General features: G+C 59.5%; 13 protein-coding genes. 3 read left to right on the plus strand and 10 right to left on the minus strand.

Annotated elements, in window-relative coordinates; all coding sequences use genetic code 11:
• Positions 1 to 53 precede the first annotated feature (53 nt).
• From MHK04_RS08215 to purD, 5 genes are all read right to left on the minus strand, one after another.
• Positions 54 to 737 (minus strand): DUF2334 domain-containing protein, encoded by a 684-nt coding sequence (locus MHK04_RS08215; protein WP_239208391.1) that lies wholly within the window; start codon positions 735 to 737, stop codon positions 54 to 56.
• A 56-nt stretch (positions 738 to 793) separates the two neighbouring features.
• Positions 794 to 2,917, minus strand: coding sequence for a S9 family peptidase (locus MHK04_RS08220; protein ID WP_239208392.1), 2,124 nt, complete (start codon positions 2,915 to 2,917; stop codon positions 794 to 796).
• A gap of 52 nt (positions 2,918 to 2,969) precedes the next feature.
• The gene (locus tag MHK04_RS08225; RefSeq protein WP_239208393.1) at positions 2,970 to 3,863 is read right to left on the minus strand and encodes a phosphoribosylaminoimidazolesuccinocarboxamide synthase; all 894 of its coding nucleotides are present in this window, start codon (positions 3,861 to 3,863) and stop codon (positions 2,970 to 2,972) included.
• A 116-nt stretch (positions 3,864 to 3,979) separates the two neighbouring features.
• Positions 3,980 to 5,410 carry an adenylosuccinate lyase gene (purB, locus tag MHK04_RS08230; protein WP_239208394.1) on the minus strand — a complete coding sequence of 477 codons (1,431 nt, stop codon included), beginning with the start codon at positions 5,408 to 5,410 and terminating at the stop codon, positions 3,980 to 3,982.
• A 41-nt stretch (positions 5,411 to 5,451) separates the two neighbouring features.
• On the minus strand, positions 5,452 to 6,726 hold the full coding sequence (gene purD / locus MHK04_RS08235; RefSeq protein WP_034655982.1) for a phosphoribosylamine--glycine ligase: 1,275 nt from the start codon (positions 6,724 to 6,726) through the stop codon (positions 5,452 to 5,454).
• A 35-nt stretch (positions 6,727 to 6,761) separates the two neighbouring features.
• Between purD and MHK04_RS08240 the strand changes: the two genes are divergently transcribed.
• Positions 6,762 to 7,193, plus strand: coding sequence for an HIT family protein (locus MHK04_RS08240; protein WP_023019885.1), 432 nt, complete (start codon positions 6,762 to 6,764; stop codon positions 7,191 to 7,193).
• On the opposite strand, the gene MHK04_RS08245 is transcribed toward MHK04_RS08240, so the two are convergent.
• From MHK04_RS08245 to MHK04_RS08255, 3 genes are all read right to left on the minus strand, one after another.
• Positions 7,190 to 8,695, minus strand: a complete 1,506-nt coding sequence (locus MHK04_RS08245) for a sensor histidine kinase (RefSeq protein WP_023019886.1) — start codon at positions 8,693 to 8,695, stop codon at positions 7,190 to 7,192. The two genes, MHK04_RS08240 and MHK04_RS08245, sit on opposite strands and share 4 nt — an antisense overlap.
• 12 nt (positions 8,696 to 8,707) lie before the next feature.
• A complete protein-coding gene (locus tag MHK04_RS08250) occupies positions 8,708 to 9,412 on the minus strand; it encodes a response regulator transcription factor (RefSeq protein ID WP_023019887.1) in 705 nt (234 codons plus the stop codon).
• A 186-nt stretch (positions 9,413 to 9,598) separates the two neighbouring features.
• Complete coding sequence (locus MHK04_RS08255; protein ID WP_023019888.1) at positions 9,599 to 11,344, minus strand: pyruvate dehydrogenase; 1,746 nt, start codon at positions 11,342 to 11,344, stop codon at positions 9,599 to 9,601.
• A 172-nt stretch (positions 11,345 to 11,516) separates the two neighbouring features.
• On the opposite strand from MHK04_RS08255, the gene MHK04_RS08260 reads away from it, so the two are divergent.
• On the plus strand, positions 11,517 to 13,028 hold the full coding sequence (locus MHK04_RS08260) for an MFS transporter (RefSeq protein WP_239208395.1): 1,512 nt from the start codon (positions 11,517 to 11,519) through the stop codon (positions 13,026 to 13,028).
• Entirely contained in the window at positions 12,994 to 13,548 is a 555-nt protein-coding gene (locus MHK04_RS08265; RefSeq protein ID WP_023019890.1) for a TetR/AcrR family transcriptional regulator, read from the plus strand. Before MHK04_RS08260 ends, MHK04_RS08265 begins: the two co-directional genes overlap by 35 nt.
• Before the next feature lie 197 nt (positions 13,549 to 13,745).
• On the opposite strand, the gene MHK04_RS08270 is transcribed toward MHK04_RS08265, so the two are convergent.
• Together MHK04_RS08270 and MHK04_RS08275 are read right to left on the minus strand one after the other, a co-directional pair.
• Complete coding sequence (locus MHK04_RS08270; RefSeq protein WP_239208396.1) at positions 13,746 to 14,609, minus strand: site-specific integrase; 864 nt, start codon at positions 14,607 to 14,609, stop codon at positions 13,746 to 13,748.
• Between the two features lie 232 nt (positions 14,610 to 14,841).
• Positions 14,842 to 15,465, minus strand: a complete 624-nt coding sequence (locus MHK04_RS08275; RefSeq protein ID WP_239208397.1) for a helix-turn-helix domain-containing protein — start codon at positions 15,463 to 15,465, stop codon at positions 14,842 to 14,844.
• Positions 15,466 to 15,558: the final 93 nt, after the last annotated feature.

The following is a 15,558-nucleotide window of genomic DNA, read 5'->3' on the forward strand; positions in this document are numbered from 1 at the left end:
TCGCGAAGCTGGGCTTATTGCTCCGCGGAGCCTCTGACGAGGGAATGCGCGGGCTATTTTGGAAGATAAGCGCCGTAATCGGCAGGGGTCGCGCCGGCGTTGATGGCCCGGTCGGCGGCTTTGACGAAGTCATTGATTACTTTGCGGTCATCCAGGTTGCGGCCGGAAACCGACAGGCGGACCGTATTGCCACGCTGGGCAGAGCGCTCAGCAGCGCGAATAATGTTCTTGCGCCACCACTTGGCGGAACCGAAGCCTTCACCGAAGGACAGGTTGCGGGCTTGGTGGAACTTACCGGAACTAATCTGGAGGATGCCGCGGGTAGAGGCTGCCACCTCAAACTTAAACTGTGGCAGGACCTGCAAGGTACCGGGTGACATGCGCCAGCGAGGGGGCGCAAAGATGGTGGGCTCGAAGCCGATCTTGGCCATCTGGCGGGTAGCTCCGGCGAGGCGCAGCTTCGCCTCGTGCGAATCGAGGTTGGCGAATTCCGCGCGGCGGCCCTGCACCGAGCGATCGAAACCGTTCAGGATGAGAATGCGGCCGGCATCGGCTTGGTCTTGAAGCCACTTCTTGGTGTCTTTGTCTTTGGCGAGGTGCCAGTTGCCGTCGATATGCGGGGCAATCAGCAGGGAAACAGGAATCTCCTCCCGATCAAGGATCGAGAGGAGCCGGCTAGCCTGCTTCCGTGTGTCATCAAAGATGCTGGAGATAGATACCAGAAGGTGGCCATTCATAAGGAAAATTATCGCACAGGAATTTAGGATTCGCGCGTTGGCCCCCTATCCGGGTTTTACTTCTCCAAGCCGGTGGCCTTATTGATCGTCCACGCATACTCGAAGGCGTTTTGGCGCCACTTTTCATAACGGCCGGACACTCCACCGTGGCCTGCAGCCATTTCAGTTTTGAGCAGGAACTCACCGCCGGTGGCCGTCGCCCGCAGCTGGGCAATCCACTTGGCCGGTTCAACGTAGAGCACGCGGGTATCGTTTAGCGAGGTAATAGCCAGGATGTCCGGATAGTCCTTGACCTCGATATTCTCGTACGGCGAGTAGGACTTCATGTAGTCATAGACCTCAGGATCGTGGTACGGGTCGCCCCACTCCTCCCATTCAGGCACCGTCAGTGGAAGCTCCGGCATGAGAATGGAGGTCAGCGGATCGACAAACGGCACGACGGCCTGGATGGCGGTAAAGCGGTCTGGGGCCATATTGGCGATTGCACCCATAAGCATTCCGCCGGCCGAACCGCCCTCGGCCACCATTTGGTCTGCGGTGGTCACGCCTCGGGCGATGAGGTCATCGGCAACGGCGATGAAGTCAGTAAAGGTGTTTTTCTTTTTGAGCATTTTGCCATCGTCGTACCATGTGCGCCCCATCTCGCCGCCGCCGCGCACGTGGGCGACCGCAAAAATCATGCCGCGGTCCATCAGGGACAGGCGGGTCACGGAGAAGGCCGGATCCACGCTGACCTCGTAGGAGCCATAGCCGTAGAGCAGAGTCGGATTCGGCTGGGTGCGGTCAAGATCGGCGCGATGGACAATGGAGACGGGGATGTCGGTGCCGTCGGCAGCCGTGGTCCACACGCGGTAGGCCACATAATCATCCGGATTATAACCACCGGGAACCTCTTGCTCCTTGAGCAGGGTGTACTCGCCGGTGTCCACGCGGTAATCGAAAAGCTGGGCGGGCTGGGTAAAGGACACATAGCTTACGCGAAGCACCGGCGCGTCCCACTCCGGGTTACCAGATACGGAAACGGTGAAAAGCTCTTCGTTGAAGTTGAGCTCTTCGAATTCGCCAAAGCCGTCGTTAATGCGCATGATGGCGGCACGGCCGATGCCGCCGCGGCGGTAACCCACCACAATTTGGTCGCGGTAGGTATCCACGCCCTCGATGCGGGTGGTTTCCTTATGAGGCAGCAGCGCGGGCAGATCCCGAAGAGCGGGCAGCTCGCCGTCGGCCTTGGTATAGCCCACCTCGAAGTTGGGGCCGGTGGCATTGTGGGTGACAATCCAGTAGTCCTCGCCCTTGACGACGACGTGATCGACGTCGTAGTCCACGCCGGATTCACGCTCCCACAGCAGGCGGAAGTCGCCCTCGGGGTTGTCCTCTTCGAGCACCCATACCTCAGAGGTCACCTTGGAGCTTATGCCAAGGAAGAGGTACTTATCAGAGCGGGCGCTGCCGATGCCGACGTTGAAGTGCTCGTCATCTTCCTTAAACACCTGCACGTCCTCGGACTGCGCGGTGCCTACCTTGTGGCGCCAAATGGTATCGGGACGCCATGCATCGTCGACGGTGGTGTAGAAAATAAAGCCGTCTCCAGCCCAGGTAGCGCCGTAGAAAATGCCCTCTAGGTGGTCGTCGAGAAGCTCGCCGGTCTCTAGGTCCTTGATGTAGAGTTCAAAGCGCTCATCTCCGGCAAAATCCACCGAATAGGCTAGGTAGCGGCCAGAATCAGAGATGGAGGCGGCACCGAGCGCGAAGAAGTCCTTCCCCTCGGCCAACGCGTTGGCGTCAAGGATAATCTCTTCCCCGTCCGGGGTGCCTTCCTCCGGGATAACCGGGGCGGTCCAGGGGTCGGACCCCTCCTCTACTGGAAGGCGGCAGGAATAACCGTAGCTCTTACCTTCCTCAGTGCGGCCGTAGTACCAGTAATCGCCGCGGCGGGAGGGCACGGACATATCAGTCTGTTTGATGCGGGACTTAATCTCCTGGAAGATACTCTCCGTCATCTCCTCCAAGTGCGCGGTCTTCGCCTTGGTGTAATCATTTTCGGCGTTGAGGTAATCCAGGGTTTCCTGGGATTCCTTATCGCGCAGCCACTCGTAGTTATCCACGAACTCCCGGCCGTGGAAGGAACGGGTCACGGGGTGGACGGCGGCTACGGGGGCGGAAAGATTCTCGTTGCTCATGCCGTCCCACTGTACGCGTGGCACCCCATGGTGCGGGAGCTTCGGCGGGGAGTTAGTCCTCAGGCGAGAGGAAATCAGCGAAATGCTTGCCTGACAGCCGCTCGTAGGCCTCGATGTAGCGCAGGCGGGTGGCGGAAACGACGTCGGCAGGCAGCTGAGGTGGGGTGCCGTCGGCGGCTTGGTCCCATCCGGAGGCGTCGGAAGTCAGCCAATTGCGTACATATTGCTTGTCGAAGGAAGGCTGAACCTCGCCCTCGACATAAGAATCAGCCGGCCAGTAGCGGGAGGAATCTGGGGTGAGGACTTCATCTGCCAGCACGAGCGTACCGTCCTGGTCAAGACCAAACTCGAACTTGGTATCGGCGAGGATGATGCCCTTCTCCTCCGCGAGCGCGGCGGCCTCGGAGTAGATGCGGAGGGTGGCCGCGCGCAGCTCCTCGGCGCGCTCGGTGCCTAGCTTGTCCACCACGTAGTCGAAGGAAACGTTCTCATCGTGCTCGCCCTGTTCCGCCTTGGTGGCCGGGGTGAAGATGGGCTCGGGCAGGCGGGAAGCCTCCACGAGGCCTTCTGGCAGCTCGATGCCACACACGGTGCCATTGGCCTTGTACTCCTTCAAACCGGAGCCGGTGAGAAAACCGCGGGCCACGCACTCGAAGGGCAGCATGTCCAATTTCTTGACTACCATCGCGCGGCCGAGGCACTCGGCAGGGATGCGCTCATCATCGAGCGGGCCGGCCAGGTGGTTGGGAAAATCGATGGAATCGAAGAAGAACTTCGAGGTCGCGGTCAGCACGCGACCTTTATCCGGGATGGCCGGCTCTAAGGCGTGGTCGTAGGCGGAGATGCGGTCCGAAACCACCATCAGCAGGGTGTTTTCGTCCACATCGTAGATATCGCGGACCTTGCCGGAGGCAAGATGGGTATATGAAGAAAGCTCAAGACGCATGGCTTTCATTCTAGCGCCCAGGGGTGGCGAGTAGGTTTCGATCAAATAAGCCCCGAAATCCGCGCGGGATCCGGGGACTATTTGATCGAATTGCGAAGGGAGCCGGAAAATGCGGGCTAGAGGATTTCGCCCGGGGTATAGGCGGCGGCCTTGGGGTGCTCGCCTACCAAGGCGTTAATGCGGTTGAGCACCTGGTTGACCTGGGACTCGGCAGCGCCGATGAAGGCGTGCTTATCGGCCAGGGCGGCCTCGAGGTCGGACTCGTCCATGGGCAGGCGGTCATCGGCAGCAAGGCGCTGGACCAAGTCCTGCTCGCCGCCGTTTTCGCGCATATTAAGCGCAACGGCTACGGCGTTTTCCTTGATGACCTCGTGGGCAGTCTCGCGGCCCACGCCGGCACGCACGGCCGCCATGAGGATGCGGGTGGTAGCCAGGAAGGGCAGGTAGCGCTCCAATTCGCGGTCAATCATGGCGGGGAAGGCGCCGAACTCGTCGAGGACGGTGAGGAAGGTTTCGAATTGGCCGTCGAGGGCAAAGAAGGCGTCGGGAAGCGCGACGCGGCGGACGACCGAGCAGAAGACATCGCCTTCGTTCCACTGCTGGCCGGCCAGGTCTGCGGCCATGGTGAGGTAGCCGCGGAGGATGACCTGCAGGCCGCCGACGCGCTCGCAGGAGCGGGCGTTCATCTTGTGCGGCATGGCAGAAGAGCCGACCTGGCCTTCCTTGAAGCCTTCGGTGACGGTCTCATTGCCGGCCATCAGGCGGATGGTGGTGGCCAACGAGGACGGGGCGGCGCCGAGCTCCACTAGGGCGGAGATGGCGTCGAAGTCGAGGGAGCGTGGGTAGACCTGGCCCACGGAGTTGAAGATGCGGTGGAAGCCCAGGTAATCCGCGATGGCGGTCTCCAGGGAGGCAAGTTTGTCTTCGGAGCCGCCCATGAGATCCAGCATGTCTTGGGAGGTGCCCATCGGCCCCTTGATGCCGCGCAGCGGGTAGCGCGCGAGAAGGTCTTCGACACGCTCGATGGCCAGCAGCATCTCATCGCCGGCCGTAGCAAAGCGCTTGCCCAGGGTGGTGGCCTGCGCGGCCACGTTATGGGAGCGGCCGGCCATAACCAGAGACTGGTACTCGGCGGCATGACGGCCGATGCGGGAGACCACGGCAATGGCCTTATCGCGGATGATCTCCAGCGAGGTGTGGATTTGCAGCTGTTCCACGTTCTCGGTGAGATCACGGCTGGTCATACCCTTGTGGATATGCTCATAACCGGCCAACGCATTGAACTCCTCGATGCGGGCCTTCACATCGTGGCGGGTCACGCGCTCGCGCTCCGCGATGGACTCGAGGTTCACGTCTTCCACCACGGCCTCGTAGGCATCGATGGCTTGGGAGGGGATGTCTACGCCCAAATCCTTTTGGGCGCGCATAACCGCAATCCAGAGCTTGCGTTCCAGGATGATTTTATGCTCCGGGCTCCAGATGTTGGACAGCTCTGCGGAGGCATAGCGGGAGGACAGGACGTTGGAAATCTTCTTCTTTTCAGCCATGTGACTATTATTCCATGCCTGCCCCACCGCGGGGTGAAGGGTTAGAGAGAAATCTCACCGTCTTCTGCTCGCTTGCCGATGTCCCGGCGGACAAAACCACCCGCAAACTCGATGCCGTCGACGGTGGCGTAGGCGTCTGCTCGCGCTTCAGCCAGCGTGGATCCCTTTCCCAGCACGCTAAGCACGCGACCGCCCGCGGTGTGGTAGGCCCCGTCTGTGTGAACGGTGCCGGCGTGCAGGACGCGTTGCGGATCATCCAGCGCAGCTCCGGAGATGGCATCGCCCTTGCGCGGGGAGGCCGGGTAGCCTTCTGCCGCCATGACTACGATAACGGCGAAGCCATCCTCCCATTCCAGCGGCGCGAGCTCGGCCAGGGTGCCAGTCGCGGTGGCGTGGAGGGCCTCTGCTAGTGGGGACTTGAGAAGGGAAAGCACGGCCTGGGTCTCGGGATCGCCGAAGCGGCAGTTGAACTCGACTACGGCCGGGCCTTCTTCGCCCCACGCCAAGCCGGCATAAAGCAGGCCGGAATATGGGGTGCCGCGGCATACCATCTCCTTGGCCACAGGGACGCAAACCTCGTCCACGATGCGCTGCACGCCCTCCTCCGGCAGCCACGGCAACGGGGTGTACGCCCCCATGCCGCCGGTATTGGGGCCTTCGTCGTTGTCATAGGCGCGCTTGTGGTCCTGAGCTGGCAGCAGCGGGACGACGGTCTCGCCGTCAACCAGGCAGAAAAGCGAAATTTCAGGTCCATCGAGGAAAGACTCCAGCAACACCGGATTGCCGGCGGCAAGGACGGTATCTACGTGAGCGCGGGCAGCGGCGCGGTCCGCGGTGACCACCACGCCTTTGCCGCCGGCAAGACCATCGTCTTTGACCACAAACTGTGGGCCGAAGCGGTCGAGCGCGGCCTCAATGTCTTCCTCGGCCGCACCTGGGCGCAGCTGTTCCGCGCGAGCGGTCTTAACGCCTGCCGCCTCCATGACGTCCTTGGCAAAGGCCTTGGATCCCTCGATCTGGGCTGCTTCCTTGCTGGGGCCGAAGACCGCGATGCCGGCGGCGCGCAGGGCGTCTGCCACGCCAGCAACGAGCGGCACCTCGGGACCGATGACGACGAGATCTGCGGCGATATCCCGGGCCAGTTCTACCATGCGATCCACGTCATCTACCTGGGAGTATTCCGGGTGGACCGTGGCGAGAGTGGACATGGCCGCGCTGCCCGGCGCGGCGTGGATTTCGGTGCTCTGGGGGTCGGCGGACAGGCCCTTCACAAGGGCGTGTTCACGGCCGCCCGAACCAATTACGAGAATGCGCATGCCCACCATCATAACCAGCGGGTAGCCTGGCACACATGGCTTCTGTATTTAGCAAGATCATTAACGGTGAACTACCCGCTCGCTTTGTCTACCGCGATGAGACCTGCGTGGCTTTCCTCTCCATCGAGCCGCTGCGCTACGGCCACACCCTGGTCGTGCCCATCGAGGAAGTAGATAAGTGGACCGACCTGGATCCGCAGACCTGGGCCCACCTCAACGAGGTCGCCCTGGAAATCGGCGGTGCCATCAAGACCGCGTTCAATACCCCGCGCACTGGCTATATCATCGCCGGATTCGACGTCCCGCATACCCACATCCATCTCTTCCCTACCGAGAAGATGGAAGAGTATGACTTTGCCAAGGCCTTCGACGCCGATAACACCGACGATGCCGCGATGGATGAGGCGGCCGCCCGCATCCGCCAGCACCTGGGCTGCAACGAGGAAGGCTTTCGGGAGGAGGACTAGGACTCAGAGGGGGCGTCGGCAAGCGCGGGCAGGCGCACCGTAAAGGTGGTGCCGCGGCCGAGCTCGGAGTCGACGCTAATGCTGCCATCGTGCTGTTCCACTAGGGAGTGCACGATGGCCAAGCCCAAGCCGGAACCGCCGGTATCGCGGGTGCGCGAGGTATCCGCGCGGTAGAAGCGCTCGAAGATATGCGCCGCATCTTCTTTGGACATGCCTTTGCCATCATCGATGACATCGATCAGCACGTCATTGGCTTCACGGCGCAGGCGCAGCGTCACCGTGGCCCCCTCGCCGCCGTGGCGGATGCCATTGGTCACTAGGTTAAGCAGCACCTGGTGCAGGCGGCTGGCATCACCATTGACCACGGGGATGGACTTGGCATCATTGGCCACCGAAATCTCGCGGCCGGGGAAGGCCGCACGCGCGGACGAGCCTACGGACAGGGCCAGTTCCAATAGATCCACCGGACGCAGGTCGAGGCGTGTACCCTCGGCGCGGGTAAGCGCCAGCAAATCCTCCACCAGCAGGGACATGCGCTTCGATTCATCATCGATCTTAGAAAAGACCATGTCCACGTCCTTGGTGGCACCGGAGCGATAAAGCTCGGTATAGCCGCGCAGGCTAGTAAGCGGCGTGCGCAGCTCGTGCGAGGCATCACCTACGAAGCGGCGCATCTGTTCCTCTTTGTCCTGCGCACGCACGACGGAGCGCTGTAGCTGCCCCAGCATAATATTGAGCGCGGCGGCCAGCTGGCCCACCTCGGTATGCAGCGGCCACTTGGGAACGCGCTTGTCCAGGTCGCCCGCCGCGATTTCCGACGCCGTCTTTTCCACCACCCGCAGCGGCCGCAACGCCCTGCGGATAAACCAGAAACCCACGGCCGCAATGGCGGCCAAGGCGATGGCGGCGATGGTCACCTGCACCATCGCCAGGCCGTGCAGGATTTCCTTTTCATGGGTCATATCCTTAGCGATGACCGTGATGACGCCATTAGAATCCGCAAAAGCCAGCGCGCGCCACTTGGTATTGTTCTCGATGGACCCAACGGTGGTGGGATAGCCGCCAAGCGGGATATTCTCCGCATTCGGTGTGGTCGAAGACGGCCCCGAATAGCGGATGGTGCCATTGGGCAGGTAGTTCAGCACCACGTATTCGGTAGGCGGGCGCTTAGTGTGATCACCGATAAAGAAGTCATTGCTGATATCGCGTGCCCACGTAGTCGATGCGGAGCGCAGCTCATCATCGACGTTATTAAAGAGCACATTGCGCATAATGGAGTTCACCGCAAAGGACGAGCCTGTAATACCCAGCCCAGAGACTACGACAAGGAGGATGACCAACCACGTACGCAGCGGCATTGCCTGCGGAATCTGGGAAAACATCCGCCGCTTGGAGGACTTGTCCTCCCCCTCGTCTTGCCCTAGGCCTTCATGCCACATGGATTGCGGGCGCGCTGCCGCTGGCGCAGGCGCCTGGCCCTGGGTCTCCTGTGAATCTTCCATTACCACAGCACTTTAGGAGCGCGGGGTGCGCAGTACATAACCCACGCCGCGCACGGTGTGGATCAACTGGGTATCGCCCGTATCAATCTTGCGGCGCAGGTAGGAGATATAGGACTCGACCACGTTGCCATCGCCGCCGAAATCGTAGTGCCACACGTTATCCAAAATCTTGGACTTAGACAGCACCACTTCTTTGTTCTGCATGAGGTAGCGCAGCAGATTGAACTCGGTGGGGGAAAGCTCGATGAGCTCACCGGCCTTGGTGACCTCATGGGTGTCATCATTAAGCGTCAAATCTGCGTAGCTCATGGTGGCGTCGTTGGTGGATTCTTCCGCCGCACCACCGCGGCGCATGATGACGCGCAGGCGGGTGATGACCTCTTCCAAGCTAAATGGCTTGGTCACATAATCATCCGCACCGATGGTCAGGCCGTGGATGCGCTGGTCCACCCCATCCTTTGCCGTGAGGTACAGCACCGGGCCGTCCAGCCCCTCCTGACGCAGCTTTCCTAGCAGCTCGAAGCCGTCCATGCCCGGCATCATCACGTCCAGGATGTAGGCATCAGGGTTTACCTCACGGGCTACGCGCAGCGCCTCGTGGCCGGAATTGGCGCTGAAGACCTCGAAGTTCTGGAACTTCAACGATACGGTGAGCAGCTCCACAATATTGGGCTCGTCATCGACGACAAGAACCTTGGCGAGTTTTTTGTCTTCCATGTTCTCCTCAGACTCCCTTAAAGGTTGCGAATTTCTATCACGCAATCATGACACGCTTGCTTCCCAGCCTACTGAAGAGTTTCTGGCTGAATCCTGTGAACATAGATGCTCGCCCTGGTCGCCGCAAAAGAAAACCACGCCCCTCCCCTAGTGAGGAAGAGCGTGGTAACTAACGCGGCGCGCTATTTAGAAGTCCTGCGGGCGTGGGATGTTGCGCAGGTTGGACTTTGCCATGGTGATCATCTGGCCCACACCACCGTCCAGAACGGTGCGGGTTGCGGCCTTGGAGAAGCCCATGAGCTGCTCGATGGTCAGCGTTGGTGGCAGGGACAGGGCGTTGGGGTCAGTAACGACGTCGATAAGAGCCGGGCCGTTGTAGGCCAACGCCTTCTTGATCTGCTCCGGAGCTTCCTTCGGATCCTCGATGCGGAAGTGCTTGATACCGGAAGCCTCTGCAATCTTGGCAAAGTTGACAGACTCGTGGTCGGTCTCGTGCTCCGGTAGACCCTGCACCAGCATCTCCAGCTTGACCATGCCCAGGGAAGAGTTATTGAACACGAACATCTTGATAGGCAGGTTGTGGAGCTTTACGGTCAGCAGCTCACCCATCAGCATGGATAGTCCGCCGTCACCAGAGAAGGTGATGACCTGGCGGCCAGGGTTAGCGGCCTGTGCACCCAGCGCCTGTGGCAGGGCGTTGGCCATGGTGCCGTGGCGGAAGGAGCCAATCTGCTCGCGCTTGCCGTTGGCAGTGATGTAGCGAGCGCCCCACACGTTGCACATGCCGGTATCGACGGTGAAGATGGCGTCTTCATCCGCGTTCCTATCGATGAGGTCTGCAACGTACTCTGGGTGGATCGGGGTGTGCTTTTCCACGTTGGAGGTGTAGGCCTCCACGACGTGCTCCAGCTTGCCGTAGTGCTTCTTGAGCATCTTGTCCAAGAAGGAGCGGTCCTTCTTCTCATCCACGTGCGGCAGGATGTTCTCGATGGTAGCGGCTACGTCGCCGGTAACCGGATAAGAAATCTTGGTGCGGCGGCCGATGTGGGAGCCGTTGATGTCCACCTGTGCCACGTTGGCATCCGGCAGGAAGTCGTTATACGGGAAGTCGGTACCCAACAGGATGAGCAGGTCAGCCTCGTGGGTGGCCTCGTGTGCCGCACCGTAGCCCAGCAGGCCGTTCATGCCCACATCGAATGGGTTCTCGTACTGGATGTACATCTTGCCACCCAGGGCGTGGCCGATAGGAGCCTTAATCTTCTCCGCCAGCTTCAGCACCTGTTCGCGGGCATCCTTGGCGCCAGCGCCAACGAAGAGGGTGACAGTCTTAGCCTCGTTGATGGCCTGGGTCAGGGCCGCAGCCTCGGCTGGGTCCGGGAAGACGACTGGGCGACCAGTAGAGATCTTGGACTCCACAAAGGAGTCATCGTCGGCGTCCTGCATGGAGACGTCGCCCGGGATGACCAGGACGGAAACGCCGTTGCCTGCCATAGTGGACTGGATGGCATGGTGCAGGACAACACCGCCCTGCTCAGCGGAATTGACCATCTCGCAATAACCAGAGCACTCCTGGAAGATTGCCTCTGGGTGGGTCTCCTGGAAGAACTTGGAGCCGATCTGGCGGGATGGAATATGGGAAGCCAGTGCCAGAACCTTGGCGCCGTTGCGGTGGGCGTCATACAGGCCCTGGATGAGGTGAGTGTTGCCCGGACCGCAGGATGCAGCACATACTGCCAGCTTGCCGGTGGTCAGGGAATCTGCCTCAGCGGCGAAGGCTGCAGCCTCCTCATTGCGGACGTGAATCCACTCGATGGAGGAGCGACGAACTGCATCCACAATCGGATTCAGAGAGTCACCGACCAGGCCATAAATGCGCTCGACACCCTGCTTTTCTAGGGTGTCAACTAGCTGTTCTGCATAGTTACGTGCCATTAATTATCATCCTTAACTCTTAATTGGTGCTAATACCACTGTGCTACTTACACCGCAGGAAAGTCCACTATTCTCCTATACACTCACACACTGCGTCCAGCTGTGAGGAAGGTAATACTAACCTATCTTTGGCTGTAAACTATAACGACCGTTCGGTACTGTTTACTCTGCTATGAGTATCCACCCACCCCGCGCAGGAAGCGTTTCCACCCCGGCCTCCACGGCCACGCAGCGGTGGTCTTTCTGCGCCGTCATCTCTCTGGGGTTACTCATGGTTGGGCTGGATAATTCCATCCTCTACACCGCATTGCCGCAGCTATCGCAGCAATTGCATACCACCGATACCCAGCAACTATGGATTATCAACGCCTACGCGTTGGTACTCTCCGGTCTCCTTCTCAGCACCGGCACGCTAGGTGATCGCACCGGTCACCGGCGGATGTTCCTCATCGGTCTGGCCATTTTTGGCGGCGCCTCCCTACTCGCCGCCTATTCCCCCAGCGCCTGGGCGCTGGTCCTAAGCCGGGCTTTCCTAGGCTGCGGCGCCGCCATCATGATGCCATCGAGCCTTGCACTTATCCGCCTTACCTTTCCCGATGAGGTGGAGCGCAACACGGCCATTGGCATCTGGGGTTCTGTCGCCGTCATCGGCGCGGCGGCCGGCCCCACCGTGGGCGGCTTCTTTTTGGAGCACTTCTGGTGGGGCTCGGTATTCCTGCTCAATGTCCCCGTCGTGACCCTTGCCCTCGCGTTGACCTTGCTCCTAGCTCCGCCAAACGTCCCAAACCCCCTTAAACACTGGGACTTTCCCTCGTCCCTGTATTCCCTTATCACTCTTACCAGCCTGGTACTGGCCATTAAATCCCTGTCACACGCGTGGCCGGTGAGCGTCGCTGCGGCTGCCGTCTTCGTCTGCGGAGCGCTCGCCTTTGCCCACCGCCAGACCCGCTTGGCAGATCCCCTTCTGACCTTCGATATCTTTGGCTCCCGCGTCTTCAGCGGCGGGGCCTTAGCGGCCGGCGGTGCCATGTTCGGTATGTCCGGCCTAGAGCTACTCAGCACCCAAAAGCTGCAGCTTGTCGACGCCCTCTCACCCCTCCACGCCGGCCTTATCATCTCCGCCATGGCGCTATCTGCCATCCCTACCTCCATCCTGGGCGGCGCCACATTGCATCGCCTGGGATTCCTCCCGCTCATAAGCGGCGGATTCCTCCTTATGGCCACCGGCATGACCCTGCTGCTCGCAACCCGAGGCGAGACGCTTGCCCTACTCGTTGTCGCCCTCGTCCTCACCGGCCTAGGCGCGGGCCTTGCCATGTCCGTATCCTCAACCGCCATCATCAATGCCGCGCCCCTCCACCGCACCGGCATGGCCGCTGGCGTAGAGGCGGTCTCTTATGAATTTGGCACCCTGATTTCCATTGCCCTGACCGGAACCCTCGTGCCTTTACTCATGGCCCGCGAACTCCCACCTCACCTCGCAGAACTAGGAACCGACGCGCTGCATCACCCCGCTTCCCACGCGACCGCCGCCAGCGCCTACAATGCCGGGTATCTTTCCACCATTGGCGGCCTAGCTTGCTTCGCCTTGCTCCTAGCCGCGATAACCGCCTGGTGCTTCCGCGATAACCCCAAATCAGGAGATCCCCATGCCGCGAATCAACAAAAAGACCGCAGCCCTTGAAGCCGCGCTCGATATCATCGCCGCCGAGGACGTCTCCGGCCTTACCTATGACTCCCTTGCGCAGGCGACCGGCATGTCCAAGTCCGGTCTCATCTACCACTTTCCTACCCGCCACAACCTGCTGGTAGATTGTCACCGTTTTTGCGCTGAGCGCTGGGAAGAAGAGCTCGAGCAACTCGCCGGCGGCCGCCCTGCCAGCGAACTCAGTTGGGCCGAGCGCTCCCGCGCCTTGGTGCTCTCCATGGGCAAAAAGGATCCGCTCGTCAAGCTGCTGATGTGTGTGCACTCCCAGACTCACCCAGATTTTTCTGCCCAATGGGCAGATGTGGATGCACGGTGGATGGTGGATCCCTCCGCCGCCGAGACCGACGAGGATGACCTGCTCGTCATGTTGCTTAGTACGGGGCTGTGGGTGCACGATCACCTCAACCAGCGCAAGCTCTCCCCCGCTAACCGCCAACGCATGGTTGACCGGCTTTTTGGGCTTATTGATGCCCCCACAAAACACCACGAAGGCTAGGCCCACGCTGGACCCAGCCTCCTTTTGAGCTGGAGACGAGACTTGAACTCGCAACCTACGCTTAGATTGCAGCGATTCTAACCCACTCTTTTAGTGTTGCCTATTCCCTTTAGCGCAGGCAGAAGAATTAACCAGTATTCCAGAGCTCATATATTCCGGCTAATATCGGGCAATACTTGGACACTTTTCGGACACCGCTAGAACGCTTCCGTATAGTCAGCAATCATGCTAGGACGAGCCAAATATGACTGCTCCGTCACTTTCGTGGAAGCATGACCCAAATACCTCGAAGCCGCCATGACCCCGTGAGACTCCTCTATACGAGTTGCCACCGTCTTCCGAAAATCATGCGCATGAATATCCAAATCGCCACGCGCCTTCTTCAGGTCACCAGACACATTTGGGACAGTGCGGTAAGTTCCATTCCGCGTTGGGAACACAACCTCTCCCATAAACGGCCGATATTCCTTCCCCCACTGAACCTTCAGTGCCTGGAGTGCACACTGCTTCACGGGAATCGTCCGTCGTGACTTTTCAGTCTTAGGGTGCGAGTTTCGCCCGCCTTTATTATCGACTGTGCCAGCAACCGTGACAGTGCCGTTGCCGAAGTCAATATCCTGCCACCGAAGCGCCAACACCTCGCCAATCCTCATACCACTACCGCGCAGCACGTCCACTATTTCTAGTAGGGACTCCCCGCGTTTCGTGCCTGAAGCGTTTCCACCACTCCATTTCTCGATTGCAGAACGGTATTGGCTAATTTCTTCGTCGCTTAAAGCTCGGACTTCTTTCCTTGATGCCTTCTTCAGCTTCGTATCACGAACAGGGTTTCGTGCCACCACGCCCCAACGCACCGCCATTCCGCACGCGCTACCCAACGCGGCCCGGGCTGTCTTAGCGGTTCCTGGCGTCAATGATTCGAGAAAGTTTTGCACTCTTTGGGTAGTCAGCTCGTTTAAGCGAAGCTCCCCAATGTTGGGGTTGATGTGCACATCCACACATTTTCTGTAGGTGGTTTTCGAAGACTCTGTGACGTCATGTTGTGCAAGCCAAATATGCATCAGTGTGGAGACTTTGGAAGCGCTGCGTAACTCGTCATTATCGTTCCCCTGGAGTCTTTCGGAGCAGCGCTTTTCTAGAGCGGTGCGGGCGGCAGTGGCGCTTCTTCCAGTGGCTCGAACTCTGACCGTTTTGCCGTTCAGTAGCCTTAGGCGAGTGGATACTTGGAACTTTTTCTCTCCGAGTTTTTTAGGCTCCGAAATCTCCCCATGCGTCCCCGGAGGGGTCGCCGGCCTACCGCGAGCCATCGTCCAATATCTCTTGCCGGTCTTCGTCTTCCTGCAGAAGCATATGCAGCGGAGGAACAAGAATCGGCGTGAAGTTTTCAGTCAGTAGGCCGTCACCGTCGGTCTCAAACGGGCCACGCAAACCGGTAGCGATTGCTATCTCCTCCAGGCGTAAAAGCGCATCACCAAGGTCCTTGGCAATGTCTTCAACCTTTCCGTCTACCTCTGAAGCTTTTGCCCATTCGATTCTGATTTTCGGGGAAGACTCTAGCCAGACCTTCACTAGCTCTAACAATTCGACCAAGTGCTCTTCATTCACACGAATATTTTTTTCAACCGCCTGAATAATACGGCTGGCTTCTTGGCGAAAACGTTCCGCTCCATCCTCACGCTCAATTGGTTTCACCATGAATTCGCTCCATGGCATCTCCAGGGCATCCGCAATGGCTAGCGCTTCCACAATCTCCACAGAACGACGCCCAGATTCAATTTTTGCAATTGAAGAAGCATGTATGGCAACACCTCTAGCTTCCATCGACGCCGCTAAGGCTTCTTGAGTAACCCCTTTGCTCTTACGTGCTTTTTTTATGCGAGATGCGACTTCTTCTCTCATCGCAGGAATATCGGTCATATAGCAAGGATTCCATATTCGCCTGACAGTTGCCATTATCGGTTTAATTTCGCAAGTTTGCGTTTATTGCTTGCGTATCCAAATAGCATGCGA

Source organism: Corynebacterium nasorum, from assembly GCF_022345765.1.
Classification (GTDB): domain Bacteria; phylum Actinomycetota; class Actinomycetes; order Mycobacteriales; family Mycobacteriaceae; genus Corynebacterium; species Corynebacterium kefirresidentii.

Coding starts and splice junctions, on each gene's coding strand:
- MHK04_RS08215 (WP_239208391.1), bottom strand. CDS start 737: ATGAATGGCCACCTTCTGGTATCTATCTCCAGCATCTTTGATGACACA.
- MHK04_RS08220 (WP_239208392.1), bottom strand. CDS start 2,917: ATGAGCAACGAGAATCTTTCCGCCCCCGTAGCCGCCGTCCACCCCGTG.
- MHK04_RS08225 (WP_239208393.1), bottom strand. CDS start 3,863: ATGCGTCTTGAGCTTTCTTCATATACCCATCTTGCCTCCGGCAAGGTC.
- purB (WP_239208394.1), bottom strand. CDS start 5,410: ATGGCTGAAAAGAAGAAGATTTCCAACGTCCTGTCCTCCCGCTATGCC.
- purD (WP_034655982.1), bottom strand. CDS start 6,726: ATGCGCATTCTCGTAATTGGTTCGGGCGGCCGTGAACACGCCCTTGTG.
- MHK04_RS08240 (WP_023019885.1), top strand. CDS start 6,762: ATGGCTTCTGTATTTAGCAAGATCATTAACGGTGAACTACCCGCTCGC.
- MHK04_RS08245 (WP_023019886.1), bottom strand. CDS start 8,695: ATGGAAGATTCACAGGAGACCCAGGGCCAGGCGCCTGCGCCAGCGGCA.
- MHK04_RS08250 (WP_023019887.1), bottom strand. CDS start 9,412: ATGGAAGACAAAAAACTCGCCAAGGTTCTTGTCGTCGATGACGAGCCC.
- MHK04_RS08255 (WP_023019888.1), bottom strand. CDS start 11,344: ATGGCACGTAACTATGCAGAACAGCTAGTTGACACCCTAGAAAAGCAG.
- MHK04_RS08260 (WP_239208395.1), top strand. CDS start 11,517: ATGAGTATCCACCCACCCCGCGCAGGAAGCGTTTCCACCCCGGCCTCC.
- MHK04_RS08265 (WP_023019890.1), top strand. CDS start 12,994: ATGCCGCGAATCAACAAAAAGACCGCAGCCCTTGAAGCCGCGCTCGAT.
- MHK04_RS08270 (WP_239208396.1), bottom strand. CDS start 14,609: ATGCATATTTGGCTTGCACAACATGACGTCACAGAGTCTTCGAAAACC.
- MHK04_RS08275 (WP_239208397.1), bottom strand. CDS start 15,465: ATGACCGATATTCCTGCGATGAGAGAAGAAGTCGCATCTCGCATAAAA.